Source organism: Rhizobium sp. KNZ2-6A (assembly GCF_056755475.1).
The window spans coordinates 98,176-123,132 of sequence record NZ_JBNDIC010000006.1 but is presented as its reverse complement, the minus strand read 5'-3'; the positions used below and the strand labels follow the sequence as shown (position 1 = coordinate 123,132).

Below are 24,957 nucleotides of genomic sequence, written 5' to 3'. Positions count from 1 at the left end.
AGACAATGGAAACCAAAGCGAATTATACGATCGTCGGATTCTTCACGCTGCTGGTTATCGCGGCTGCCTTCGGTTTCGTCTACTGGATGGCCGAGTACGGCCGCGGCGGCCCGATGGTTGAGCTCGTGGTGCGCATTCCCGGTTCGGCGAACGGCTTGAGCGTCGGCTCGCCTGTTCGCTTCAATGGCATTCAGGTCGGCTCGGTGCAGGGGCTTTCGATCGATGCCGACGATCCCAATTATTCTCTGGCTTTTACCCAGGTGCGCGCTGACGCGCCGGTCTATACATCGACCAAGGCTATCCTGGAAATTCAGGGTCTGACGGGTGCCGCCTACATCGAACTTTCTGGTGGTCGCAACGCTGACGAGAACATACTGAAGCGTTCGGTCGATACGGGTAAGCGCGCGGTGCTGCTTGCCGATCAATCGAGCGTGACCAACCTGCTGACGACGGCCGACAAGATCCTGAACCGTGCCAACGACACGATTGGCGACATCCAGGGCTTTGTTTCGGATTCGCGCGGGCCTTTGACCGACACGGTGCGCAACGCGCAGAAATTCTCCAAGGCCATCGCCGACAATTCCGACAATATCGACAAATTCCTGGCAAGCGTCGGACAGCTGTCCGACACCTTCAGGACGGTCTCGGTCCGCGTCGATTCAACGCTCGATGCGATCGAGAAGCTGGTGCGTGCGGTCGATGCCCAAAAGGTCAACGACGTCATTGCCAATGCCGACAAGATCACGGCGAACGTGGCGGACGCCACGACCGATCTGAAGGCGACGGTTGCGAGCTTCAAGGAGACGGCCGACACCTACAATGCTTTCGGGCAGAAGGCTCAAAAGACGCTCGAGCACGTCGACCAGATCATCGCATCGATCGATCCGGCCAAGGTCAGGGGATCGGTCGATGACATTGCCGAGGCGACGAAGCAGGCGCGCGCAGCCGTCGCGTCGATCCGCGATGTCGCCAACTCCGTTGCTTCGCATCAGCGCGATATCGATCAGACGATTGCCAATGCCCGCGATATTTCCAACAAGCTCAATACGGCATCCGGCAAGGTCGACGGCATTCTGACGAAGGTCGATTCCCTGCTTGGTAACGACAGCACGCAGTCGCTGTTTGCCCGGGCCAAGGAAACGCTCGAATCCTTCAAGAAGACGGCTGACAATCTCAACTCCCGCATCGGCCCGATCGCCGACAACTTGCAGAAGTTCTCAAGCGGCGGCCTGCGCGATGCGCAGACCCTGATCAATGACATGCGGGGCACGGTTGACAATCTGAATAGTACAATCACAAATTTCGACCGCAATCCGCAGCGCCTGATCTTTGGCGGCGATACGGTCAAGACATATGATGGCCGCGCGCGGCATTGATGAATAGCGATATCTGATTTCCAGGGGATAAGCGGAATATGGTCGGTTGCGTGTCGAGTGGGCGTCATCAGGTGTGGAAAGCTGTGATCGCATTGCCGGTTCTTGCAGCCTTGCTTGGAGGCTGTGGAACTGCCTCCAACAATGACACCTACGATCTTTCAGCGTCGGTGAAGGCAAGCGGCCCCTCGGTCAAGAACCGCCAGATCCTCATCCCGCCGCCGACGGCGCTGCAGGCGCTGGACAGCAACCAGATCGTCATCCGCGTCTCGCCTTCGGAAATCCAGTATCTCGGCAAGGCGCAGTGGAGCGACAAGCTGAGCAGGATGGTGCAGTCTAAGCTGGTGGAGGCCTTTGAGAATACCGGCAAGCTCGGCGGCGTCGGCGTGCCGGGGCAGGGTCTTGCGATCGACTATCAGATCGTCACCGACATCCGCTCCTTCGAGATCAATGCCGCCAGCGGCCAGAAGACGGCGACAGTCGAAATCTCGGAAAAGATCCTGAACGACCGGACCGGTACCGTGAAGGCGCAGAATGTCTTCCGTAAGGTCGTGCCGGTCAGCGGCGGCAGCAACCCGAATTTCGTCCGGGCGCTCGATGCGGCATTTGCAGGGGTTGCCGGCGAGCTCGTCGATTGGACGTTGCGCTCGCTGTAGGGGCGCCTGGAGCTGTTCGGTTCTTCGTGGGATCTCCGAACTGCTCTATCGCGTTGGAATTGCTTCAGCGCTCCATAAGTTCTTTCAGCGTCTTCAGATCCTTCATGATGTGCGCGGCATCGGCTGCATACTGTTCTTCGGTCATGCCGGGCAGCCGGAGCAGAGTGAACATGACTTCACAGCCATCGCCATTGGGGACAACGCGCAGCGCATTGTGAACCTGCAGGCCGGATTCGAGCGTCACGCGATGGTCGATGACACCAAAATCATTGCGGGGCGAGAAGCGCACGCGAGCGGTGCCGAGGGCACCTTCCGCGACCCACTCGTCTCCATCCTGCGTCAGTCCCGATGCGAGGCCCGACGCCCAGAAAGGCATGTTTTCCGGACGGCTGGCATAACCATAAACTTCCTTCCAATTGCGATCGACGGAGATATGCATGATCTTCGCACTCATGGTCGACATGGTGTCTTCCTCCTCTATATCCCTCATGGGCTGACGATCGGTCAGGCGATGGCGGCTTCGGGAAATGGGTAAATCACGAATCCAGCAACATTCTTGCACAGTCCTGCAAAGGGGACGATTCACGGCTTGCGAAGGCTTGCCGTTTTCCGTCCGGAGTGCAACAACAACGCCGAACGTAGGGCCGTCGCAGGTCGCGTCGAGGGCATTGCGTCATATCGGATGTTGATGCGTCTTCCGAGTCTTCAGGGTAGGGCCGGGCGCAGTCAAAGACTCATTGGAGGATTGTCGTGGAAAAGGCAGAAATCGGGCTGATCGGTCTCGCTGTAATGGGATCGAATCTGGCGCTCAACATTGCCGAAAAAGGCAACAAAATCGCGGTTTTCAATCGTACGCCGCAAGTAACGGATGAATTCTACGCGAACGCGGGCGCTCTCAAGGACAAGATCATTCCTTGCAAGACGATCGAGGAGTTCGTCGAGGCGATCCGTCCGCCGCGGCCGATCATCATCATGATCAAGGCTGGCGAGCCGGTCGATCAGCAGATGGCGGCGCTGCAGCCGTATCTCGACAAGGGCGACATCATGATCGATGCCGGCAATGCCAATTTCCGCGATACGATCGCTCGCTTCGATCGCCTGAAGGATACCGGCCTGACCTTCATCGGCATGGGCGTATCCGGCGGCGAGGAAGGTGCCCGTCACGGCCCGTCGATTATGGTCGGCGGCACCGAAGACTCCTACAAGCGCGTCGAGAAGGTGCTGACGTCGATTGCCGCCAAGTACAATGACGATCCATGCGTTGCATGGCTCGGCAATGACGGCGCCGGCCATTTCGTCAAGACCATCCACAACGGCATCGAATATGCCGACATGCAGATGATCGCTGAAATCTACGGCATTCTGCGTGACGGCCTCGGCAAGAACGCGGCTGAAATCAGCTCGATCTTCGGCGACTGGAACAAGGGCCGCCTCAATTCCTACCTGATCGAGATCACCGAAAAGGTTCTGGCAGCCAAGGATCCGGCGACCGGCAGCGCCATGCCTGACGTGATCCTTGACAAGGCCGGCCAGAAGGGCACCGGCAAGTGGTCCGCCATCGAAGCGCAGAACATGGGCATTCCCGCGACCGCGATCGAGGCGGCCGTTGCCGCCCGCAGCCTGTCTGCGATCAAGAGCCAGCGCGAAGCTGCCGAGAAGATCTTCGGCACGCCGGACTACAAGTTCCCGATCAGCTTTGGTCCCGACCTGCTGAAGGATCTCGAGCTTGCGCTGTTTGCCGCCAAGATCGGCGCTTATGCACAGGGCTTTGCCGTCATGGCGGAAGCCTCGAAGGAGTTCAACTGGTCGCTGCCGATGCCTGTGATCGCCAAGATCTGGCGCGCCGGCTGCATCATCCGTTCGCAGTTCCTCGACGAGATCACCAGCGCCTTCACCAAGACCCCGGATGCGGCGAACCTGATCGTCACGCCGGCCTTCGCCGAGATGGTGAAGGAATCGATCCCGTCGCTGCGTCGCATCGTTTCGGCTGCGACCGCTGCCGGCCTGCCGGTTCCGGCCCTTGCTTCGGCGCTGACCTATTTCGACGCCTATCGCCAGGCTCGCGGCACCGCCAACCTGATCCAGGCCCAGCGCGACTTTTTCGGCGCGCACGGTTTCGACCGTGTCGATGGGAAGGACATCCACCATGGCCCATGGGGCAGCGGCGCGCAGGGCTGAGAAGACAGTCGAATGCGATTGTGAAAAAGGCTCGCCGGAGAAATCCGGCGGGCCTTTTCATTGTCAGCCGTTCGGCCAGATGGGCGGGCTGATGCTTTGCAGCAGTTTCGGCTCCACCCCGTCGATGCGGGCAATGACAGCCTTGGCGAGTTCCCGGCCGGCGTGGCGGAAATCTTCCGACACAGTGATGATCTCGGGCCTGATCCAGCTCAGGACATCGGCCGATTGCTTGGCGACCATGTCGATGTCGCGGCCGAGACGGAAGCCCGCCGCCTCGATGCCGGCATTGACGGCGATGGCGCCGCCGCTGCTGGAGCAGATGATCCCATCAGGCGCATGCGAAGAGCGCATCAGCGCTTCGGTCGTGTCCTTGATATCGGCAAGCGCATTGTCGGTGGTTATCCTGAGCGGAATCTCCTCGGCACCATATTGATGCAGGCCTGTCTGAAAGCCGATGCGGGTATGCGAATAGTAGGTGAGTTTGCTCGATGGCTGCAGCAGGGCCAAGCGACGCCGCCCTCTTGCAACCAGCGCGCGGACGGCGTCGTGCGCGAAGGCTTCGTTGTCGAAGTCGTGGAACGGATGGGTAATGCCCATATCCGTCCGTCCGTGCGTGGCAAAGGGCATGTTGCGCTCATGCATGAGCTCGACGCGCGGATCATCCGGCTCCGTACGCGATATGATGACGCCGTCGGCCGAGCCGGTGTCCAGAATATAACGCACAGGCACCAACGGATCCTTGCTGTGCGAATGCGGCGTGATGACCAGGTGATATTGTGTGCCGGCCAGGACTTCGGAGATGCCGAAGACCATGTGGCTGGTGAAGCCCATGATTTCTTCGTCGATGCTCAACACCAGCGCGATGACGTTGGTCTTCCCGGTTCTGAGGCGCACGCCGGCGCGGTTCGGCTGATAACCCAGTTGGCGGGCGACCATGCGCACGCGTTCCTTCGTCTCGGCGCCGATGTCGGGTGCATCCTTCAGCGCGCGTGAAACGGTGGTAATTCCAAGCCCCGTCATGAAGGCGATCGTCTTCAGTGTTGGCCGCTCGGGCCTGGACTGCGCACCGCCGCCTGAAGTTTTCTTATTGTCCATTCCGTTCAAGCTCGCCTCCCGGCCGCCTCCCGCGGCCAATCCGCTTATATTGCCCAGGCCTGCATCGCAAGCATGGGCGAAACGCTGCGTCTCCTCGCTCAAGATAGAAACTGTAACGATACAGTACGAATGTCGAGCACTATTTTAAGTACGCCCTTCGGCAACATTTCCAGGGGTTGTGTTCGAGGCTGCCAGCAAATGGGTTTGAGTAGCCGGCATGACATCAAAGGATCCGGCTGCACCTTGTTGCTATTATATTGTTTTAAATCAAATAGTTATTGAAATATTCCCCTGCGCATGCCTTGTTGAAAAGCCAATGCCGTCGGCTTGATTTCACGAATGGAAATTTATCCATAGGTTGTATAATTGCCCGCTAGCAAAAAAATCCCGAGTTGGCGGTTGCGCAGCGAAAATGATTCGACTAGGTTTTTCCGGCAACGTTTCAGTGAGGGAGGAGAACTCATGAATATTCGTTTAATGGCTGCCGCGCTGGCTGCTTCCGTCGTGTTGCCGCTTGGTGCGGCCAAGGCGACCGATCTTGAGGTAACGCATTGGTGGACCTCTGGCGGCGAAGCAGCCGCCGTGGCCGAGTTGGCAAAAGCTTTCGATGCCACCGGCAATCATTGGGTTGATGGTGCGATCGCCGGCTCGGGCGGAACTGCGCGTCCGATCATGATCAGCCGCATTACCGGCGGCGATCCGATGGGCGCGACCCAATTCAACCACGGCCGTCAGGCGGAGGAACTGGTGCAGGCGGGCCTCATGCGCGACCTGACCGATGTCGCGACGAAAGAGCACTGGAAGGACATCATTCGCCCATCCGGCCTGCTTGATTCCTGCACCATCGACGGCAAGATCTATTGCGCACCGGTCAATATCCATTCCTGGCAGTGGCTCTGGCTTTCGAACGCAGCCTTCAAGAAGGCCGGCGTCGAGGTTCCGAAGAACTGGGATGAGTTCGTCGCCGCCGCTCCCGCGCTGCAGAAGGCCGGCATCGTTCCGCTCGCCGTCGGCGGCCAGCCGTGGCAGGCCGCGGGCGCCTTTGACGTGCTGATGGTCGCCATCGCCGGCAAGGACACCTTCCAGAAGGTATTTAACGACAAGGATGCAAAAGTGGCCGCCGGACCGGAGATCGCCAAGGTCTTCAAGGCGGCAGACGATGCCCGCAAGATGTCCAAGGGTTCCAACGTTCAGGATTGGAACCAGGCCACGAACCTGGTCATCACCGGCAAGGCCGGCGGCCAGATCATGGGCGACTGGGCACAAGGTGAATTTGCCCTTGCGGGTCAAAAGGCCGGCACGGACTATACCTGCCTTCCGGGTCTCGGTGTCAACGAAGTCATCTCGACGGGCGGTGATGCGTTCTACTTCCCGCTGCTGAAGGACGAGGCCAAGTCGAAGGCTCAGGAAGCGCTCGCAAAGACGCTTCTCGATCCTAAGACGCAGGTTGCCTTCAACCTGAAGAAGGGTTCGCTGCCCGTGCGCGGCGACGTGGATCTCACTTCCGCCAACGACTGCATGAAGAAGGGCCTCGAAATCCTGAAGAAGGGTAACGTGATCAAGGGTACGGACCAGCTTCTTTCTGCCGACAGCCAGAAGCAGAAGGAAGATCTGTTCTCTGAATTCTTCGCCAATCCTTCGATGACGCCGGAAGCGGCTCAGAAGCGCTTCGTCGAGATCATTGCTGCCGCTGATTGATCTCTATCTTCTCGCTGTAGTGATACCGGCCTCGCGTTGCGGGCCGGTATCACGGCCGGGACACGTCCTGTGATCCGGCTGGCTACGGCGCCCTCAGGCGGCGGACCCACAAGGATGTGACGTTCGGCCGTGGATGAGGAGAGGGCGACAGGAACTGGGTCATGCCCAGAGTTCCTGATCATGGAAGCAATCGCGCTTTAGAAGGAGCTACAATGACGGGGCATGCGAAAGCCGGCCGGCCAAATCAATTTCTACGCAATCTGAATTCCAAGATTGCATCCATTCCAATGATCCTGACGGCCGTCGTCATCTTCCTCGGCGGCACAATCTGGACAGTGGTTTATTCTTTCACCAATTCAAAGCTGCTGCCACGTCTCAACTTCGTCGGACTGGACCAATACCACCGTTTGTGGGCGGCGCCGCGCTGGGTCATGTCCATTGAAAATCTTGCCATTTACGGCGTTCTTTCCATGATCTTCAGTCTCGTCATCGGCTTTGTGCTGGCTGCGCTGATGGACCAGAAGATCCGGTTCGAAAACACGTTCCGCACGATTTTCCTCTATCCTTTCGCCCTCTCTTTCATCGTCACCGGCCTCGTCTGGCAGTGGCTGCTCAATCCAGAATTCGGCATCCAGTCCGTGGTACGTTCGCTCGGTTGGACGACCTTCGCTTTCGATCCGCTCTATACGCCAAGCATCGTCATCTATGGCGTGCTGATCGCCGCGCTCTGGCAGGGAACGGGCCTCGTGATGTGCCTGATGCTCGCCGGCCTTCGCGGCATCGACGAAGATATCTGGAAAGCAGCGCGCGTGGATGGAATACCCATGTGGAAGACCTATCTGTTCGTTATCATTCCGATGATGCGTCCGGTCTTCATCACGACTCTCGTCATTATCGCCAGCGGTATCGTCAAGGTCTACGACCTCGTCGTCGCGCAAACGAGCGGCGGACCCGGCATCGCTTCGGAGGTCCCGGCGAAATACGTCTACGATTACATGTTCCAGGCGCAGAATCTCGGTCAGGGATTTGCAGCTTCCACCATGATGCTGGTGACCGTGGCGATCGTCGTCATCCCCTGGGCTTACCTGGAATTCGGCGGAGGGCGCAAACGTGGTTGATACCATTACTCTCAAGAATGCGAACGGCGATGTTGCCTCGATAGATAAGACGCTTTCGGGACCGAGTGGTCGCAAGCCGCGCCGGGTGATTTCCGGCCGCAACATCATGCTTTACGGCACGCTCTTCGTTGCCGCGACCTACTATCTGTTGCCGCTGTATGTGATGATCGTCACCTCGCTGAAGGGAATGCCGGAAATCCGGCTCGGCAACATCTTCTCGCCGCCGCTCGAGATCACATTCGAACCATGGGTGAAAGCCTGGGCAACGGCTTGCACCGGTCTCAACTGCGACGGTCTTTCCCGCGGCTTCTGGAATTCCGTCCGCATCACCGTGCCGTCCACCATCCTCTCGATCGCGATTGCGTCGGTCAACGGCTATGCGCTCGCCAACTGGCGGTTCAAGGGCGCGGATTTCTTCTTCTCGATCCTCATCATCGGCGCGTTCATCCCTTATCAGGTGATGATCTATCCGATCGTCATCGTTCTGCGCGAAATCGGCATCTACGGCACGCTCAGCGGACTTATTCTGGTGCACAGCATCTTCGGCATGCCGATCCTGACCTTGCTGTTCCGCAATTATTTCGCATCGCTGCCTGCGGAACTTTTCAAGGCTGCGCGCATCGACGGCGCCGGCTTCTGGCAGATTTTCCTGCGCATCATGCTGCCCATGTCGCTGCCGATCTTCGTCGTCGCCATGATCCTGCAGATCACGGGTATCTGGAACGACTTCCTGTTCGGCGTCGTCTTCACCAGGCCGGAATATTATCCGATGACCGTCCAGCTCAATAATATCGTCAATTCCGTCCAGGGCGTGAAGGAATACAACGTCAACATGGCGGCAACGATCCTGACCGGCCTTGTTCCACTTATCGTCTATTTCGTCTCCGGACGGCTTTTCGTTCGGGGCATCGCCGCCGGCGCAGTGAAGGGGTGATCCATGAACAGCAGCGTTTCCATCAAAGACCTGTCGCTTGATTTCGGCGCGGTCACCGTTCTGAAGAACCTCAATCTCGAGATCAATGACGGCGAATTCCTGGTGCTCTTGGGGTCGTCGGGCTGCGGCAAGTCGACCTTGCTCAATTGCATCGCCGGCCTGCTTGATATCACCGAGGGGCAGATCTTCATCAAGAGCAAGAATGTCACCTGGGAAGAGCCCAAGGATCGCGGCATCGGCATGGTGTTCCAGTCCTATGCCCTCTATCCGCAGATGACGGTCGAGAAAAATCTGTCTTTCGGCCTGCGCGTTGCCAAGGTGTCGCAAGCGGAGATCGACAAACGCATCGCGCGTGCCGCCGAGATCCTGCAGATCCAGCCGTTGTTGAAGCGCAAGCCGGCTGAGCTTTCCGGCGGCCAGCGCCAGCGCGTCGCGATCGGCCGTGCCCTGGTGCGCGATGTCGACGTCTTCCTCTTCGACGAGCCGCTGTCGAACCTCGACGCCAAGCTGCGTTCGGAGCTGCGCGTGGAAATCAAGCGGCTGCACCAGTCGCTGAAGAACACGATGATCTACGTCACCCATGACCAGATCGAGGCGCTGACTCTTGCCGACCGCATCGCGATCATGAAGAACGGCGTCATCATGCAGCTCGACGATCCCACGACGATCTACAACGAGCCGCGCAATCTGTTCGTTGCCGGTTTCATCGGCTCTCCGTCCATGAACTTCCTCAAGGGCGAGTTGGTAAACCGCGAAGGCAAGGTCGTGTTCGCGACGAACGACGTGCTGTTTTCTCTCGACGGTTACAAGGCCGGCGAGGCGCTGCAGGCCGGCCGCAAGGTGGTGCTGGGCGTTCGCCCCGAGCACATCAAGGTCAATGAAGTGGCCGCGTCCGGCGCCGAGGTCCACGATGCCACCGTCGATATCGAGGAGCCGATGGGCGCCGATAACCTGCTATGGCTGAAGCATGCCGGCCATACGATGTCGGTTCGCGTCAACGGCGCCCGGCGCTTTGGCCCCGGTTCGGCCGTAAAGCTTGGTTTTGACATGTCTCTCGCATCGCTCTTTGATGCGCAGACAGAATTCAGAATATGATCCCATGCCCGGAGGCGGTCTGACCGCCTCCTTCTTTGCAGCGGTCCGGGGAGGTCCGATGTCATCTTCAATCAATGATAATCTTGCCGTCGACCTGGCCGGGTCGTGGAGGCTGACTTCCCCCGACAGCGACCATTCGCTTGCCATGTCGCTGCCCGGTGATGTCCACTCGGCCCTGCATGCGGAAGGGCTTATTCCCGATCCCTATTTCGGCCGCAATGAAGAGGTGGTGCAGTGGGTCGCCAAGCAGGATTGGGAGCTGACGCGCAGCGTCACGCTCGATGATGTCGGTGGCGACTGGTATCTCGATATCGATTACCTCGACACCGTCGCCAGCGTCTATGTCAACGATACGCTCGTGCTGGAGGCCAACAATTGCTTCCAGCGCTATCGTCCCGATGTCTCCAAGGCGCTGAAGACGGGCGAAAATATCATTCGCATCGTGCTGCATTCGAGCATCGCTGCCGGCGCCGCCCTTCAGGCAAAGCAGCCTTTCTATATTCCCTACAGCACGGGCAATTCGCCGATCCCGAACGGCAACATGCTGCGCAAGCCGCAATGCCATTTCGGCTGGGACTGGAATATTGCGATCGCACCGCTCGGCCTCTACGGCACGATCGCACTGAAGAAGCTCGAGATCGCCCGCATCGAGACGGTCGTCACCCAGCAGCTTCACAACTATGACGGCTCCGTCGATCTCAAGGTGACGGTGGCGTTGTTTGCCAAGGGAACTGGGATCGCGCAGCTCTATTTCTCGCTCGACGACGAGCGCGTGCGCCTCGATGTCGGCGTCAATGCCGGCGAAACATCGATCACCCATGTCTTTCATGTCGACAAGCCCAGGCTCTGGTGGCCGGCCGGCAATGGCGAACAGGCGCTTTATGCGCTCTCCGTGGAAACCAATTTCGAAACTGTCACGCGGCAGATTGGCCTGCGTACGGTCGAGCTGATCACCGACGAGGACGAGGCGGGAAGCCGCTTTGCGCTGAAGGTGAATGGTCGCGAGATCTTTGCGCGCGGGGCGAACTGGATCCCGGCCGACGCGCTGTTTTCGCGCTCCAACCCGGCCGCGACCGAGGACCTGCTGCAATCGGCGGCGGCGGCCAACATGAACGTCATCCGCGTCTGGGGTGGCGGCTTCTATGAGCACGACTGGTTCTACGATACCTGTGACCGCCTGGGCCTGATGGTTTGGCAGGATTTCATGTTCGCCTGCAACCTCTATCCCTCGACGGGCGATTTCCTGGAGAATGTCGAGGCGGAGGTTAGCTATCAGGTTCGCCGGCTGGCGACGCATCCCTCGATCGTTCTCTGGTGCGGCGACAATGAGCTCGTGGGCGCGCTCACCTGGTTCGAGGAATCCCGTAAGGATCGCGATCGCTATCTCGTCTCCTATGATCGCCTGAACAGGACGATCGAAAAGGCGATGAAGAAGGCGTTGCCGGATGCGATCTGGTGGCCGTCGAGTCCGGCTTCGGGCTATCTCAACTTCGGCGACGCCTGGCATGCCGATGGCTCCGGCGACATGCATTACTGGTCGGTCTGGCACGAGAACAAGTCGTTCGACAATTATCGTTCCGTGCGCCCGCGCTTCTGCTCGGAATTCGGTTTCCAGTCCTATACCTCGCTGCCCGTCATCAAGACCTATGCCGAGGCGAGGGATATGAACATCGCCTCTCCGGTCATGGAGCTGCATCAGAAGAATGCCGGCGGCAACGAGCGCATTGCCGGTACGATGTTCCGCTATTTCCGCTTCCCGAAGGATTTTCCCAATTTCGTCTATTTGAGCCAGGTCCAGCAGGGTCTCGCCATCAAGACGGCGGTGGAATATTGGCGCTCGCTGAAGCCGCATTGCATGGGCACCATTTACTGGCAGCTCAACGACACCTGGCCGGTGGCTTCGTGGTCCAGCCTCGATTACGGCGGCCGGTGGAAGGTGATGCATTATCTGGTGCGGCGCTTTTTCCAGCCGGTATCGGTTGCGGCCATTCCCTCCGAAGACAACAAGACGATCCGCTTCTCCCTGGTCAACGACACCAACGCCGACGTGACGGCCGATATTTCCGTATCGCTGCTGAAGCTCGACGGCGAGCGCGTGCCGCTGACCACGGCGCACGCCGTCTGCACGCCGGATGCGGCCGTGACGGCATTGTCGATCGACGCGGATCAGGTGCCGGCCGATTGCCTGCTAGCGTGGCGTTTCACCGCATCGAACGGCATGGGCGGTGAGGGGCATTATGTCCACGGCACCTATAAGGCGCTGGAGCTTCAGCCCGCGGGCCTGACGGTGCTGAGAGAGGAGAAGGCGGAAAACGGCACGGTGGAACTCACCGTCACCGCAAAGGGACTTGCGCTGTTCGTGATGATCGAGAGCGAGGTGGAGGGGCGTTATTCCGACAATGCCTTCGATCTTGCCGCCGGCGAAAGCCGCCGCATCGTCTTCACGCCGACAAAGCCGCTGGCGGGCGGCGTGCCGGACTTCCGCATCTACGACCTGCAATCCAGCCAGTCGGTGGACAGCCAGTAGGTGGGATTGAGCTATCGCGCCGTTGAGGCGGCGCTTTCGGGGCCACAGGCCCAAGACAGACGGCCGGGAGGCCATTGGAGGACTATCGATGACGAAACTTGGATTTCAGCTTTATAGCGCCCGCAATTTCCAGCCCTATTCGGAGATCTTCGTAAAGCTCGGCAAGGCCGGTTACGCCGAAGTCGAGGGCTTCGGCGGCATCTATGCCGATCTGGACGAAAGGGGCCTGAAGAACCTGCGCGCCGAGCTCGACCAGAACGGCCTGACGATGGCGAGCGGCCATTTCAGCCCGGATTTCCTCGACGGCGAAGTGCAGAAGTCGCTCACCATCGCCAAGACGCTGGGCATGGATTCGATCTATGCGCCGCATATCGGCGCCGACCAGCGCCCGAGCGATGCCGCTGGCTGGCGCGCATTCGGCAAGCGCCTGCATGAAATGAGCAAGCCTTACAAGGATGCCGGCTTCGAATTCGGCTGGCACAATCACGACTTCGAATTTGTCAAGCAGGTCGACGGTTCGCTGCCGATCGAGCAGATCTTCGAAGGCGCTCCGGATATTTCCTGGGAAGCCGATATCGCCTGGGTCATCCGTGGCGGCGGCGATCCCTTTGCCTGGATCGAAAAGCTGGGTCCGCGCATCACCTCCGTTCACGTCAAGGACATCGCGCCGGCCGGCGAAAACAAGAATGAGGACGGTTGGGCCGACGTCGGTCACGGCACTGTTCCGTGGGCAAAGCTGCTCAAGGCGCTGGCCGGCACCAAGGTCAGGCACTTCGTCGTCGAACATGACAATCCGAGCGACGTCGATCGCCTGATCACGCGCTCCATCGCATCTTTCAAGAGCTTTTGAGGCACTTCCACATGGCTAAGGAACTTGGCGTCGGCATCATCGGATGCGGCAATATCTCAACGACCTATTTCTCGCTCTCGCCGCTCTTCAGGGGCCTGAAGGTGCTGGCCTGCGCGGATATCAACATGGAAGCGGCGCGTCTGCGCGCTGAGGAATACAAGGTCAAGGCCCAGACCATCGACGAGCTGCTCGCCAATGACGAGCTCGACGTCATCGTCAACCTGACCATTCCGGATGCGCATTTCCCGGTTTCCAAGCGCATCCTCGAAGCGGGCAAGCATGTCTACTCCGAAAAGCCGCTGGTGCTGACACTGGAGCAGGGCGAAGAGCTGCGCCGCATCGCCAAGGAAAAGGGGCTCGCCGTCGGCTGCGCTCCGGACACCTTCCTCGGCGGCGCGCATCAGCTCGCGCGCAAGTTCATCGATGACGGTGGTATCGGCCGTGTTACCTCGGGCGCATGCTACGTCATGAGCCCGGGCATGGAAATGTGGCATCCGAACCCGGACTTCTTCTTCCTGCCCGGCGGCGGCCCGATCCTCGATCTCGGCCCGTACTATGTCGCCAACCTGATCAACCTGATCGGTCCGGTGAAGCGCGTCGGTGCGATGACGTCGATGGCGTCGCCGACCCGCACCATCACCAGCCAGCCGCGCAACGGTGACATTATCCCGGTGAAGACGCCGACGACGATCCAGGCTCTGCTGGAATTCGTCAGCGGCGCCAGGATCACGCTGACGGCGAGCTGGGATGTCTGGTCGCACCGCCATGCCAATATGGAGCTCTACGGCACCGAGGGCTCGCTCTACGTGCCAGACCCGAACTTCTTCGGCGGCCTCGTCGAGGCAAGTGGGCGCGACAAGGATATCAAGCCGCTGGAGAACTGGACGCATCCCTTCGGCATCCCCAACCAGGAAAGCCCCAGCGGTTCGCGCGCCAATTATCGCACGGCCGGCCTTGCCGACCTTGCCGCGTCGCTGATCGATGGACGGGATGCACGTTGCTCGCTGGACCGGACGCTGCATGGCGTCGACGTCATGACCTCGATCCTGAAGTCCGGCGAGGAAGGTCGTTTCATCGACCTGAGCACGACCTGCACGCAGCCGGCGGCACTCGGCATCGAAGAGGCGCAGGCGCTCTTGAAGTAAGCGCTGGAAGGGCTAGTTTGCGCGCGGGTGGGCAATCCGCGCGCTTTTTCATCTCGAAGGAATTCCATCATGGCCTGGCAACCGGCATCCGATCGTTATTCAAAAATGAAATACAACAGGACCGGCCGTTCCGGTCTGAAGCTGCCGGCTGTATCGCTGGGGCTATGGCACAATTTCGGCGGCGACACGCCGCATGACCGCAAGATCGACATGTGCCGCACCGCCTTCGATCTCGGCATTACACATTTCGATCTCGCCAACAATTACGGCCCGCCTCCCGGCAGCGCCGAGACCGCTTTCGGCGAGATCCTGCGCACCGAATTCGCCGGCCTGCGCGACGAGCTGATCATCTCCTCCAAGGCAGGCTACGACATGTGGCCGGGTCCTTACGGCGAATGGGGCAGCCGCAAATATCTGATCGCCTCCTGCGACCAGAGCCTGAAGCGCATGGGTCTCGACTATGTCGATATCTTCTATTCCCATCGCTTCGATCCGGACACGCCGCTCGAGGAGACCTGCGGCGCGCTCGACCATATCGTCCGCTCGGGCAGGGCGCTCTATGTCGGCATTTCCTCCTACAACTCGCAGCGTACGCGTGAGGCTGCCGCCATCCTCAAGGACCTCGGCACGCCATGCCTCATCCACCAGCCGAGCTATTCCATGCTCAACCGCTGGGTCGAGGATGATGGCCTGGTGGACACACTGGAAGATCTCGGCATCGGTTCCATCGTCTTCTCGCCGCTCGCTCAGGGCATGCTGTCGACCAAGTATCTGGGCGGCATTCCGGACGACAGCCGCGCGGCACAGAACCACTTCCTGAAGCGCGACTTCATCCGTCCGTCGATCATCGACAATATAAGAAAGCTCAACGAGATCGCCGAGAAGCGCGGCCAGACGCTGGCGCAGATGGCGATCGCCTGGGTTCTGCGCGGCGGCCGCATCACGTCGGCCCTGATCGGCGCCAGCCGCTCGTCGCAGATCGTCGACTGCGTCAAGGCGCTCGACAATCTTGACTTCACGGCGGAAGAGCTGAAGCAGATCGATGTCTATGCCAAGGAGGCGGACATCAATCTCTGGGCCAAATCCGCAGAACGCGATTGACCATCCCAAGGCGCCCGGAACCGTATTCCGGGCGTTTTATCTCATATTGCCGTTTGCCATGGTCTCCGGAGGAGAGAGTTTCATGATCCGCAATCCGATCCTGCCGGGCTTCAACCCCGACCCGTCCATTTGCCGCGTCGGCGAGGACTACTATATCGCCACCTCGACATTCGAATGGTATCCCGGCGTGCAGATCCATCATTCGCGCGACCTGGTGAACTGGACGCTGGTCCGGCGGCCGCTGGAGCGTGCCTCGCAGCTCGATATGCGCGGCGAGGCCGACAGCTGCGGTATCTGGGCGCCTTGCCTCTCTTATGCGGATGGCCTGTTCTGGCTCGTCTATACCGACGTCAAGCGCTATGACGGCAACTTCAAGGATGCCCATAATTACATCGTGACCTCGCCGACCATCGAAGGCGAATGGTCCGAGCCCGCCTATGTCAATTCATCCGGCTTCGACCCGTCGCTGTTCCATGACGATGACGGACGCAAGTGGTTCGTCAACATGCAATGGAACCACCGCACCGAGAGCTATGGCGGCTCGCCGAAAACGCCGGCTTTCGACGGTATCCTTCTGCAGGAATGGGATCCGGCGACGAAATCGTTGAAGGGGCCGATCAGAAACATCTTTGCCGGCACGAAACTGGGGCTGGTCGAGGGGCCGCATCTCTTCAAGCGCAACGGCTGGTACTATCTGACTACGGCCGAAGGCGGCACCGGCTATGATCATGCCGTGACCATGGCCCGCTCCCGTGACATTGCCGGGCCTTACGAACTGCATCCGAACAAGTACCTGATCACCTCCAGGGATCATCCGGAGGCGGCGTTGCAGCGCGCAGGCCACGGCCAATATGTCGAGACGCCTGACGGCCAGTTCTATCATACGCATCTTTGCGGACGGCCTTTGCCGCCGCATCGCCGCTGCACACTCGGCCGCGAAACCGCTCTGCAGAAATGCACGTGGAAAGAGGATGGCTGGCTCTATCTCGAAAACGGCACCAGCGTTCCCGATATCGAGGTGGCTGGTCTGAACGGTGCCCAGCGCATCGAAAAGCCACGCCGCAGCGGCTATAATTTCGATGAGCGCACTCTTCCGATGGATTTTCAATGGCTGCGCACGCCGCAGCCGGAACGCATCTTCAGCCTGACGGAACGTCCCGGCCATTTGCGGCTTATCGCCCGCGAGAGCATCGGTTCGTGGTTCGAGCAATCGCTCGTCGCCCGCCGTCAGGAACATCACAGTTTCCGCGCTGAAACGGTCGTCGATTTCGAGCCCGACACCTATCAGCAGGTTGCGGGCCTGATGCATTACTACAATCGCTTCAAGCTGCATGCCATTGCCGTGACCCTGCACGAAAAGCTCGGCCGCTGCGTCACCATCATGACCTGTCCGGGCGATTATCCGAACGGCCGGCTGAGCTTTCCTATCGAGGGCGGCGTCGCCGTGCCGGATGGGCGCATACAGCTTGCCATGGAAGTGCGGAACAACGACCTGCAGTTCTTCTGGCAAGCTGAAGGCATGGGCGCATGGCAGGCGATCGGGCCAGTACTCGATGCCGGCGTCATCTCGGATGAGGGCGGGCGCGGCGAGCATGGATCGTTCACCGGTGCCTTCGTGGGCATGTTTGCTTTCGACACGTCGGGCCGGGCAAAGACGGCGGATTTCGACTGGTTCAACTATGATGAATTGTAAGTTCGGCGATGGCTTGCGGTGATGTGGACGCGAAGCTGTATCGGCCAATCCCGCCCATTACCGAATTGTAATTCGACTGTCAGATTCGTTTCATGTCTGTCACGATAAGTTCGCGCGCAGATTCTGAAATGAGGAAACAACCAATGAGAAAAATCTTCACCGTCCTTCTCGCGGCGTCCATTTTTGCGATGCCGCTGGCTGCAGCAGCGCAAGTCAAGCCAGTGCCTGCCGGCAAGCAAACCGTCATGCAGAAAGAGGTGGTGAAGAAGAAGGTGGTTGTCCGCAAGGGCGGCTGGGTCAAGGGTCGTCGCCTGTCCGCCTCGGATCGGCACCGTGCGACTGATATCGACTACCGCGCCTATCAGCTATCCGCGCCGCCGCGCGGCTATCACTGGGTTCGCATCAAAAGCAATTTCCTGCTCGTCGGCATTACGAGCGGCCTGATCTCCAAGGTGCATGAGGCCCGGTAGATCGGGTAATCTTCGCCAAGTGACATAAGGGCGGTCCTCTGGGTCGCCCTTTTCCATGCCGTCAATACGAGGCGTATCGTGAATCAAAATCCCCGGCACTTGTGGCCGGGGATTGAGCATTCGTCTCTTGTCTATCTCAGTTAAGGCGGCCGGCTGCATGGGCCAGCATCGTGTAGACCTTGCCGGTATCCGATGTGAGATAGGATTGCGTGACGGTACGATCGCGATCGGTGCGGGAGACATCGGCGAGCAGCTTTTCGAAATCGGCGATGTAGCGATCGACTGCGGTGCGGAATTCCGGTTCGCGGTCGTACTTGCGCTTGATTTCGTCAAAGGTCTGCTGGCCCTTGAGTGTGTAGAGACGGCGGGTGAACACATCGCGTTCGCCGCGCTGGTAACGGCGCCACAGGTCGACCGAGGCGTCGTGATCGATGGCGCGGGCGATATCGACCGAGAGCGAGTTCAGCGATTCTACCACATGGCGCGGGTTGCGTGCGGCGGGGGCTGGTGCCGGCTCCGCCGGTGCTTTCGATGTCGCCTGGCGGGCGGGCTGCAGACCGGCGTTCTCGTCACGCGAGGCGCCACGCAGCAGGTCGCTGATCCAGCCGCCGCCGGCTGCTTCCTGGCGGGCAGGAGTCGACGTTTCGACCGGACGCTGCGGCTGAGCCGCCGGACGTTCCGCGGGAATGGAACCGCGCAGACCCAGGGACTCAATCGAAGGCTGCTGCGGCGCCGGCTGCTGTACGGTCTGCTGGGATGCAGGCTGCGGGGCAGGCTGTTGCGGCTGCGGAGCGGCGGCAACAGGTGCCGGGGTCGGCGCTGGAGGCGTAGGCCGTGGGCGCTGAGCCGGTTGCGCATCCGCCAGAGCGCGAGCCGAAGGTTCGGAAATCTCCAACTGCTGCGTCGAGCGGCCGACGATCTGCGAGATGTCCTGCAGCGCCTTGATCTGTTCGGCGACGGCGCGGCGCATGGCAGCAGCACTTTCCTTCGCTTCTTCCGGAAGGTCGAAGGCACCGCGCTTCAATTCGCTGCGGGTGAGATCGAGTTCGCGGCGGATATCACCGGCCGAGCGGCGGATCTCATCCGTTGCACCGGCGAAGCGGCCGATGGCGTCATCGACGGCGACACGCAGCGTCTCGCGCAACTGCTGTGCGGCCGTATCGGAGGTCTTGCCGGCGTCGGCAAGCATCTGCTCGACCTCGGACAGCGAAGCTGTGAGGCCGCCGCGCAGGCGGTTTGTCAAGTCGCTGGAACGGCGCTCGGCATTGGCGAAGGTGCTTTCGACAGCCTGGCTCGCTTCCTCGCCGGCTTTCGCCAGCGCGCCGCGCATGTTTTCCGCGGCATCCTCGGCGCGCTTCTCCGTTTCTGAGAGGACGCGACCGATGTCAGCGAAGGACGACTGGACGCTCTGGCGCAGATTGCCGGTGACCTGATTGGAGCGCTGTTCGGCGCGGTCGAAGGCGGTTTCCACCATGGTCCCGAGGGCGCGCATGGTGTTCTCGATCTCTTCGGAACGCTGAACGAGGCCGACGGCGAGGTTCTGCAGTGCCGTTTCGCGCTCTTCCAGCGTCGACACGAGATTCGATTGTGCAGCGCCGAGAAGCTGGGAAGCCTGTGTGAGAACCTTGGAGTGATCGTCGAAGCGGCCGACGATGCTGCCGACCTGCGACAGCGTCTGGCCGGTGATTTCCGACAGCTTGTCGACCTTGCCTTCCAGGAGACGGCTGGAGGCCGAAACCATCTCGCCGGCTTTCGCTGCGGATTCGGCGAAGCGCGTCGACGTCGCGTTGAGACGATCGTCGACGGTTGCGAACTCGGTGGCGGCATTGGTCAGCAGGCCGGCGATCGCGGAGTTGTTCTCGGCGAGGCGGGCGATGATGCCGTTGACGCTTGCAAGCAGGTTGTTCTCAAGTGCGCTGACCGTATTGACCGCATGTTCCGTGCGCGATGCGATCGCATTGATCAGGGCGGCATTTTCAGCGCGCAGACGCTCCGTGCTTTCCTGGGCGGCTGCCGAGATTAGGGCTGCCGCTTCCTGGCCCGTTGCCGCGTAGCGATCGACGATCGGACGGGCCTTTTCGTCGATGAGGCGGGAGAGCTCGGTGGAGCGTCCGGCGAGCATCGAATTGAGCTCGCGGGTGCGTTCGTCGAGCGACGTGCGGATGGATGCGCCGCGTGCTTCCAGCGCGTTGTCGACGCCGGTAAGAGTTGCGTCGATCTCGCGGGCACGCTCTTCCAGGGAGGTGCGGATGGCCGTGCTGCGCTCATCGAGCGCGCGCTCGACCTGCGCCATGGTGGAAGCGATCTGCTCGCTGCCGCCGGTCAGCGTATTGCGAATGGCCGCACCGCGGGCTTCCAGTGACTGTTCCGCCGAAGACAGGGCCTGCGAGATCGTGTTGACCTGGTTGCTGACGAGGCCTTCGGCTTCGGCAACCTTGTTGACGATCGCGTTGCCCGCTTCCGAGAAAGTCTGGGCGACGGCCGCGGCCTGACTTGCCAACCGGTTCTGCGTTTCCGAGACGCGATTGACGAGATCGTTGGAGCGCTCGGTCATGGCGCGTGCAAACGCCTCGCTGTGATTGCCGAGGTTGTCCGCGAACTGCTGGCCGGTATTGGCAAGCAGATCGGCCGTGCGCGTCGCCTCCGTATCCATGCCCTGCGCGGCATCGGCAACGGCCGTGCGCAGCGTCGTCGCGAGATTGGCGGCCTTGCCCTCGATCGTGCGGTTGACGGCTTCGAGGCCGACATTGAGCGCGCGATCCATGGTCGACAGGCGCTCTTCGATGCGCGCCGCGGCCTGGCTGCCGCTGTTGTCGATCTGGGCGGCGCCGCTCGCCAGCGTATCGGAGAGACGGTTGCCGGCTGCGTCGACCTGGGCGGTAACGCCGGTGACGCCCTCGTGGATACGGTTTTCAAGAGCCGACAGGCTGGCCTCGACGCGGGAGCCGGTTTCGGCGAAGCGGCCGGTCATGCCTTCGATCGTCTGATTGAGGTTGGACGAGAAGGTTTCGGCCGAACGCTGGATATCGCCGGCGGCCTGCTGGATGCGGCCGGCAACGTCGCCCGCACCGCTGTTCAGGCGCTCTTCCAATGCCCTTGCGCTGGCATCGATGGTCTGACGCAGCGATGCCTCGCGGTCCTCGAGCGACATTTCGAGCATGCTGGCGCTGGTGGCGATGGACGTGCCGATGGCCGTCGTCTGTTCCATCAGCGTGTTGTCGATCTGCTCATGGGCGTCGCGCAGAGCGAAGTTGATCGCGTTGCTGCGGTCTTCCAGCGTGGAGCGCATGCGCTCGTAGGCGGAAGAGAGGTTCTCGTCCATCTGCGACAGGCCGGCGCCGAGCGTATTTTCGAGCTGTCGTGTCGTGGCGCCGAGAACGGTTTCGACACGATCGCTGCTGCTGCCGAGCAAGCCGGAGAGGGCTTCGGTATGGACCGCGAGCGAGCGATCGAGGCGATCCTGATTCTCGCTGTATGCGGCACGGATCGCGTCCGCCTTGTCGCCGAAGGCGCCGGCAACCCGCGCTTCAGCGCCCGAAACGCTGTCGAGCAGGGCGTTGGCGCGTTCTTCCAGGGTGCTTTCGAAACGGTTCTGGTTTTCGGCGAGCGAGATTGCGAAGGCCATGCTCTTGTCGTCGAGCGTATTGGTCAATGCTTCGTGGCCGCTGGCGACGGTGTGAGCAATGGCCTTGGCGCTGCTCTCCAGAGTTTCCTCGAGCTTCGCGTGGTTTTCCGAAAGGGCGATCGCCAGCGACATCGTCCTGTCGTCAAGGCTGTTGACGATCCGGTCGTGCGTTCCGGCGACGGTTTCGGAGAGGGCGTCCAGACGGCTCGATACGGCATCTTCAAGCCGAGACTGCGTATCGGAGAGGGAAATGGCGAGGGCCATCGCCTTTTCGTCCAAGGCGTCGGCCAGAGCGGCGTGATTGCCGGTGAAGGCGTTAGTGATGGCTTCGGCGCGGTTGGCAAGCGTCGCCTCGAGGCGGGACTGGCCTGACGTCAGCGCATCGGAAAGCGCCTTCGTCCTGCCGTCCATCGTATGGGCGACCCGCTCGGCGTGGCCGGCGACGGTATCCTCCAACCGTGCCTGACCTTCCGAAAGGGCGATGGCCAGCGCCATCGTCTTGTCGTCGAGCGTGGTGGTGACTTGCTCAGCATGACCCGAGATTGCGCCCTCGAGGCGAGCCTGGTTTTCCGAAAGCGCAATGGCGAGCGCCATCGTCCTGTCGTCGAGAGCGTCAACCAGAGAAGCATGATTGCCGGCAAACGCCTTGATGATCTCCTCGGCGCGATTGGCAAGCGTTGCCTCAAGGCGGCTTTGTCCGCTGGTCAGAGCGGCGGCAAGCGCGCCGGTCTTGCCGTCCAGCGTGTCGGCGACACGTTCGGCATGGCCGGAGACGGTTTCTTCCAGCCTTGCCTGGCTTTCGGAAAGAGCAATGGCAAGCGCCATGGTTCTGTCGTCGAGAGCGTTCGTGACGCTTTCGGCGTGGCCGGAAACGGTGTTTTCCAGACGCGCCTGACCTTCGGCAAGCGCGCGGGCGAGCTCCTTGGTCTTTGCGTCCATAGTGCCGGCAACATGCTCCGCGTGGCCGGACACCGTGTCTTCCAAGCGGGACTGGCCCTCGGCAAGCGCGATGGCAAGCGCCATCGTCTTATCGTCGAGCGTGTCGGCAAGCTTGCCATGCGTATCGGCAACCGCGCTGGTGATGGCGTCGGCGCGGCTTGCCAGGGTGTTTTCGAGGCGGAGCTGGTTTTCGGCCAGCGAAATCGCCAGCATCGAGGTGCGTTCGTCGAGGGCGGCTGTCAGGTGCTCGTGGGAGCCGCTGACGGCATCGGTGATTGCCTGCGAACGCTCGGCAAGCGTCTGTTCAAACCGCGACTGGTTGTCGGTCAGCGCGCCGAAAAGCGCGCTGCTGCGCGCGGCCATGACGGCATCGATGCGCTCATGCGCGGAGCCAAGCGCCTGGGTGATTTCGCTCGTGCGGGAAGAGAGCGTGTTATTGATCTCGTTGGCGCGGCCGGTAAAGGCCGTCGTGAGTTCTTCCGTGCCGCTTTGCAGCGCCGTCGAGACATCCCGCGTGACACCCTCTACGGCCGAGGTGAAGGCGCCGGCATGCGAGGCGAGGGTGGTGTTCAGTTCGTTCGTGCCCGATGCCAGGGCGGAGGAAATTCCGCTGGTGGCGTTCTGAAGCGCCGAAGTGATCTCGCCGGCCCTTGAGCCGATTGCACTTTCCAGCACTTCCTGGCCGGTCGCAAGCGTGGTCGCGAGCGCGAAAGATTGGTCGGTGAGGTGCGAACCCAGGCGTTCGATGCTGGAGGTCAGAATGCCTTCCAGGGCGTCCGAATTGCTGCCGAGGCTCTGATTGATGCGGGCAAGGCTTTCCGACAGCTTGCTGTCCAGCGAGCCGGCGCGCTTGTCGAAGGCGGAGGTGAATTCCGATACGCGTTCGTCGAAGGCGGTCGAAAGCTGCGCGATCGTCGACTGGAAGCGCTCGTCGAAAAAGCCGGAGCGCAGGTCGATATCCATGATGGCGTCATCGGCCGTCGACTGCAGGCTCTGGCGGAAGCTCGCGCCCTTTTCGTCGAGCGCGGTGTTGAGGCGGGACAACACGTTGTCCAGCGTACCCGTAATGGACCGCTCGCCGCCGGAGAGGCTTTCGCTGATTTCCTTGGTGCGCGCGACCAGCGTTTCGTTGAGCTGGCGAGCCCGTTCATTGAGCGCGGAGTTCAGCTTTTCGGTGTTGGCGTCGAGGGTCGATGCGCGCGTTTCGAAGTGGCCGAGCAGTTCCTTGCCGCGTTCGGAAAGGGTCGACGACAGGGATTCCAGGCGGGTATCGAATTCGTGGCTCAGCGCCAGGCCGGAGGCGTTGAGGTTCTGCAGCAGGCTGTCGGTCTTGGCGGCAAGCAGCGTGCCGAGCGCCTCAACCGCGGAATCCGACTTCTCCATCAAGACGGCCGAGCGCGTATCGATCATCGACGCGAAGGCTTCGCCCGAGGTGGAGAGGCGAACGGCGATCTCTTCGGTCGCCAGCGACAGGTCTTCCTTGATCTGGTCGTGCACGCCGACGATCGACGAGCGAATCCGCTCTGCGTGATTGATGATCGCGTCGCGTTCTGTGCCGAGCTCATGGACAAGACCGCGCACGCGCAGTTCGTTGTCGGCGTAGCTGCGCTCCAGCGCGTTGACTTCGGAATGGACGAGGGTTTCCAGTTCGGTAGCGCGCGCAATGGTGCGCTCGATGCCCTCATTCATCGCCGAGACTTCACGCCGCACCGCCTGGCCGACCGTCATGATGCGTTCGGAAGCAACCGTTTCCGGCTCGACCAGACGCAAGGCGACTTCCGCCATGGAACGGGCCGCGTTGCGCATGTCATGCGCACGCGAGATCATCATGCCGAAAGCATAGAAAAGAAGAACCGGAACGATAATGCCGACGATGCAGGCAATAACGCCGGGCAGGGCGGCCAGATCGGCGAAGGAATGAATGTTTCGGATCTGGGTGCCGTAAAGAAGGAAGGCGAGACCGGCGCCGCCGATGACCCAGAACAGCGAGAAGATCGTGGCATTGCGCACCGCATGGCTCTGTGAGCTGTTGCCCAGCGCCTTCAGGATGCTGGCGGAGCTTGCCCGGCTGCCGTCATTGGCGGCCGCAAGGTTCGGGTTTCTCGGCGCCTCGGCGGAGCGGGGCGTTGCGGCGGGGGCTGCAGTGCTGCGCGTGCCGCCGGTATTGCGGGCTGCATCATCCCTGCTCTGCTTTATCGGCTGTTTCGGCGGCTCAGACACTTTTTGCTCCGGGACATCGGGCGTAGGGGCATTGCGAGACTCCAAGCTCTCGTCACTGAAATCGATCTGCAGAGCTTCGTCCAATGCCTGGAAGGCCTTGTCCTCGACCGACTCGATGTACTTTTTGTTCGCCATGCGGTTACGCCTCGTTACAACTCACTCGGGCTTGCCGTGTCTTTTCCGGTAATTCCGCCGCGCCGGAAAAGACGAACCCTGCCTCCCGTTGGGTCCTCCGCTTTC

At 60.9% G+C, this 24,957-nt stretch carries 16 protein-coding genes; 13 read left to right on the top strand and 3 right to left on the bottom strand.

What is annotated here, in order from left to right; all coding sequences use genetic code 11:
- Window positions 1–5: 5 nt before the first annotated feature.
- On the top strand, window positions 6–1,376 hold the full coding sequence (locus ACPYOP_RS06720) for an MlaD family protein (RefSeq protein ID WP_481409613.1): 1,371 nt from the start codon (window positions 6–8) through the stop codon (window positions 1,374–1,376).
- A 38-nt stretch (window positions 1,377–1,414) separates the two neighbouring features.
- On the top strand, window positions 1,415–2,029 hold the full coding sequence (locus ACPYOP_RS06715) for an ABC-type transport auxiliary lipoprotein family protein (protein ID WP_481409612.1): 615 nt from the start codon (window positions 1,415–1,417) through the stop codon (window positions 2,027–2,029).
- Between the two features lie 64 nt (window positions 2,030–2,093).
- Here the strand turns inward: ACPYOP_RS06715 and ACPYOP_RS06710 are convergent, their stop codons facing one another.
- Window positions 2,094–2,492, bottom strand: a complete 399-nt coding sequence (locus ACPYOP_RS06710) for an SRPBCC family protein (protein WP_481409611.1) — start codon at window positions 2,490–2,492, stop codon at window positions 2,094–2,096.
- 287 nt (window positions 2,493–2,779) lie between these two features.
- Here ACPYOP_RS06710 and gndA point away from each other — a divergent pair, with 287 nt between their 5' ends.
- On the top strand, window positions 2,780–4,207 hold the full coding sequence (gene gndA / locus ACPYOP_RS06705) for an NADP-dependent phosphogluconate dehydrogenase (RefSeq protein ID WP_481409610.1): 1,428 nt from the start codon (window positions 2,780–2,782) through the stop codon (window positions 4,205–4,207).
- A 63-nt stretch (window positions 4,208–4,270) separates the two neighbouring features.
- Here the strand turns inward: gndA and ACPYOP_RS06700 are convergent, their stop codons facing one another.
- Complete coding sequence (locus tag ACPYOP_RS06700; protein WP_481409609.1) at window positions 4,271–5,302, bottom strand: LacI family transcriptional regulator; 1,032 nt, start codon at window positions 5,300–5,302, stop codon at window positions 4,271–4,273.
- Between the two features lie 462 nt (window positions 5,303–5,764).
- Here ACPYOP_RS06700 and ACPYOP_RS06695 point away from each other — a divergent pair, with 462 nt between their 5' ends.
- The 10 genes from ACPYOP_RS06695 (at window position 5,765) to ACPYOP_RS06650 (ending at window position 17,933) form a co-directional block, all read left to right on the top strand.
- On the top strand, window positions 5,765–7,000 hold the full coding sequence (locus ACPYOP_RS06695; RefSeq protein ID WP_481409608.1) for an ABC transporter substrate-binding protein: 1,236 nt from the start codon (window positions 5,765–5,767) through the stop codon (window positions 6,998–7,000).
- Between the two features lie 212 nt (window positions 7,001–7,212).
- Entirely contained in the window at window positions 7,213–8,118 is a 906-nt protein-coding gene (locus ACPYOP_RS06690) for a carbohydrate ABC transporter permease (RefSeq protein ID WP_481409607.1), read from the top strand.
- On the top strand, window positions 8,111–9,052 hold the full coding sequence (locus ACPYOP_RS06685; RefSeq protein ID WP_481409606.1) for a carbohydrate ABC transporter permease: 942 nt from the start codon (window positions 8,111–8,113) through the stop codon (window positions 9,050–9,052). Before ACPYOP_RS06690 ends, ACPYOP_RS06685 begins: the two co-directional genes overlap by 8 nt.
- Window positions 9,053–9,055: 3 nt before the next feature.
- Window positions 9,056–10,147, top strand: a complete 1,092-nt coding sequence (locus tag ACPYOP_RS06680) for an ABC transporter ATP-binding protein (RefSeq protein ID WP_481409605.1) — start codon at window positions 9,056–9,058, stop codon at window positions 10,145–10,147.
- A 58-nt stretch (window positions 10,148–10,205) separates the two neighbouring features.
- Complete coding sequence (locus ACPYOP_RS06675) at window positions 10,206–12,674, top strand: beta-mannosidase (RefSeq protein WP_481409604.1); 2,469 nt, start codon at window positions 10,206–10,208, stop codon at window positions 12,672–12,674.
- 88 nt (window positions 12,675–12,762) lie between these two features.
- Window positions 12,763–13,524 carry a sugar phosphate isomerase/epimerase family protein gene (locus ACPYOP_RS06670; RefSeq protein WP_481409603.1) on the top strand — a complete coding sequence of 254 codons (762 nt, stop codon included), beginning with the start codon at window positions 12,763–12,765 and terminating at the stop codon, window positions 13,522–13,524.
- 11 nt (window positions 13,525–13,535) lie between these two features.
- Window positions 13,536–14,669, top strand: coding sequence for a Gfo/Idh/MocA family protein (locus ACPYOP_RS06665; RefSeq protein WP_481409602.1), 1,134 nt, complete (start codon window positions 13,536–13,538; stop codon window positions 14,667–14,669).
- A gap of 69 nt (window positions 14,670–14,738) precedes the next feature.
- Window positions 14,739–15,770: an L-glyceraldehyde 3-phosphate reductase gene (gene mgrA / locus ACPYOP_RS06660; RefSeq protein WP_481409601.1), complete on the top strand. Its 1,032-nt coding sequence runs from the start codon at window positions 14,739–14,741 to the stop codon at window positions 15,768–15,770.
- A gap of 82 nt (window positions 15,771–15,852) precedes the next feature.
- The gene (locus ACPYOP_RS06655; protein WP_481409600.1) at window positions 15,853–17,463 is read left to right on the top strand and encodes a glycoside hydrolase family 43 protein; all 1,611 of its coding nucleotides are present in this window, start codon (window positions 15,853–15,855) and stop codon (window positions 17,461–17,463) included.
- Between the two features lie 143 nt (window positions 17,464–17,606).
- A complete protein-coding gene (locus ACPYOP_RS06650) occupies window positions 17,607–17,933 on the top strand; it encodes an RcnB family protein (protein ID WP_481409599.1) in 327 nt (108 codons plus the stop codon).
- A 136-nt stretch (window positions 17,934–18,069) separates the two neighbouring features.
- Here the strand turns inward: ACPYOP_RS06650 and ACPYOP_RS06645 are convergent, their stop codons facing one another.
- Window positions 18,070–24,852 (bottom strand): apolipoprotein A-IV repeat region-like domain-containing protein, encoded by a 6,783-nt coding sequence (locus ACPYOP_RS06645; protein WP_481409598.1) that lies wholly within the window; start codon window positions 24,850–24,852, stop codon window positions 18,070–18,072.
- Between the last annotated feature and the right edge of the window lie 105 nt (window positions 24,853–24,957).

What these genes read in the sequence shown, in the direction of transcription:
- ACPYOP_RS06710 (WP_481409611.1), bottom strand. Translation starts at nt 2,492, where the DNA reads ATGTCGACCATGAGTGCGAAGATCATGCATATCTCCGTCGATCGCAAT.
- ACPYOP_RS06650 (WP_481409599.1), top strand. Translation starts at nt 17,607, where the DNA reads ATGAGAAAAATCTTCACCGTCCTTCTCGCGGCGTCCATTTTTGCGATG.
- mgrA (WP_481409601.1), top strand. Translation starts at nt 14,739, where the DNA reads ATGGCCTGGCAACCGGCATCCGATCGTTATTCAAAAATGAAATACAAC.
- ACPYOP_RS06655 (WP_481409600.1), top strand. Translation starts at nt 15,853, where the DNA reads ATGATCCGCAATCCGATCCTGCCGGGCTTCAACCCCGACCCGTCCATT.
- ACPYOP_RS06675 (WP_481409604.1), top strand. Translation starts at nt 10,206, where the DNA reads ATGTCATCTTCAATCAATGATAATCTTGCCGTCGACCTGGCCGGGTCG.
- ACPYOP_RS06715 (WP_481409612.1), top strand. Translation starts at nt 1,415, where the DNA reads ATGGTCGGTTGCGTGTCGAGTGGGCGTCATCAGGTGTGGAAAGCTGTG.
- ACPYOP_RS06720 (WP_481409613.1), top strand. Translation starts at nt 6, where the DNA reads ATGGAAACCAAAGCGAATTATACGATCGTCGGATTCTTCACGCTGCTG.
- ACPYOP_RS06670 (WP_481409603.1), top strand. Translation starts at nt 12,763, where the DNA reads ATGACGAAACTTGGATTTCAGCTTTATAGCGCCCGCAATTTCCAGCCC.
- ACPYOP_RS06645 (WP_481409598.1), bottom strand. Translation starts at nt 24,852, where the DNA reads ATGGCGAACAAAAAGTACATCGAGTCGGTCGAGGACAAGGCCTTCCAG.
- ACPYOP_RS06680 (WP_481409605.1), top strand. Translation starts at nt 9,056, where the DNA reads ATGAACAGCAGCGTTTCCATCAAAGACCTGTCGCTTGATTTCGGCGCG.
- ACPYOP_RS06695 (WP_481409608.1), top strand. Translation starts at nt 5,765, where the DNA reads ATGAATATTCGTTTAATGGCTGCCGCGCTGGCTGCTTCCGTCGTGTTG.
- ACPYOP_RS06665 (WP_481409602.1), top strand. Translation starts at nt 13,536, where the DNA reads ATGGCTAAGGAACTTGGCGTCGGCATCATCGGATGCGGCAATATCTCA.
- ACPYOP_RS06700 (WP_481409609.1), bottom strand. Translation starts at nt 5,302, where the DNA reads ATGGACAATAAGAAAACTTCAGGCGGCGGTGCGCAGTCCAGGCCCGAG.
- ACPYOP_RS06690 (WP_481409607.1), top strand. Translation starts at nt 7,213, where the DNA reads ATGACGGGGCATGCGAAAGCCGGCCGGCCAAATCAATTTCTACGCAAT.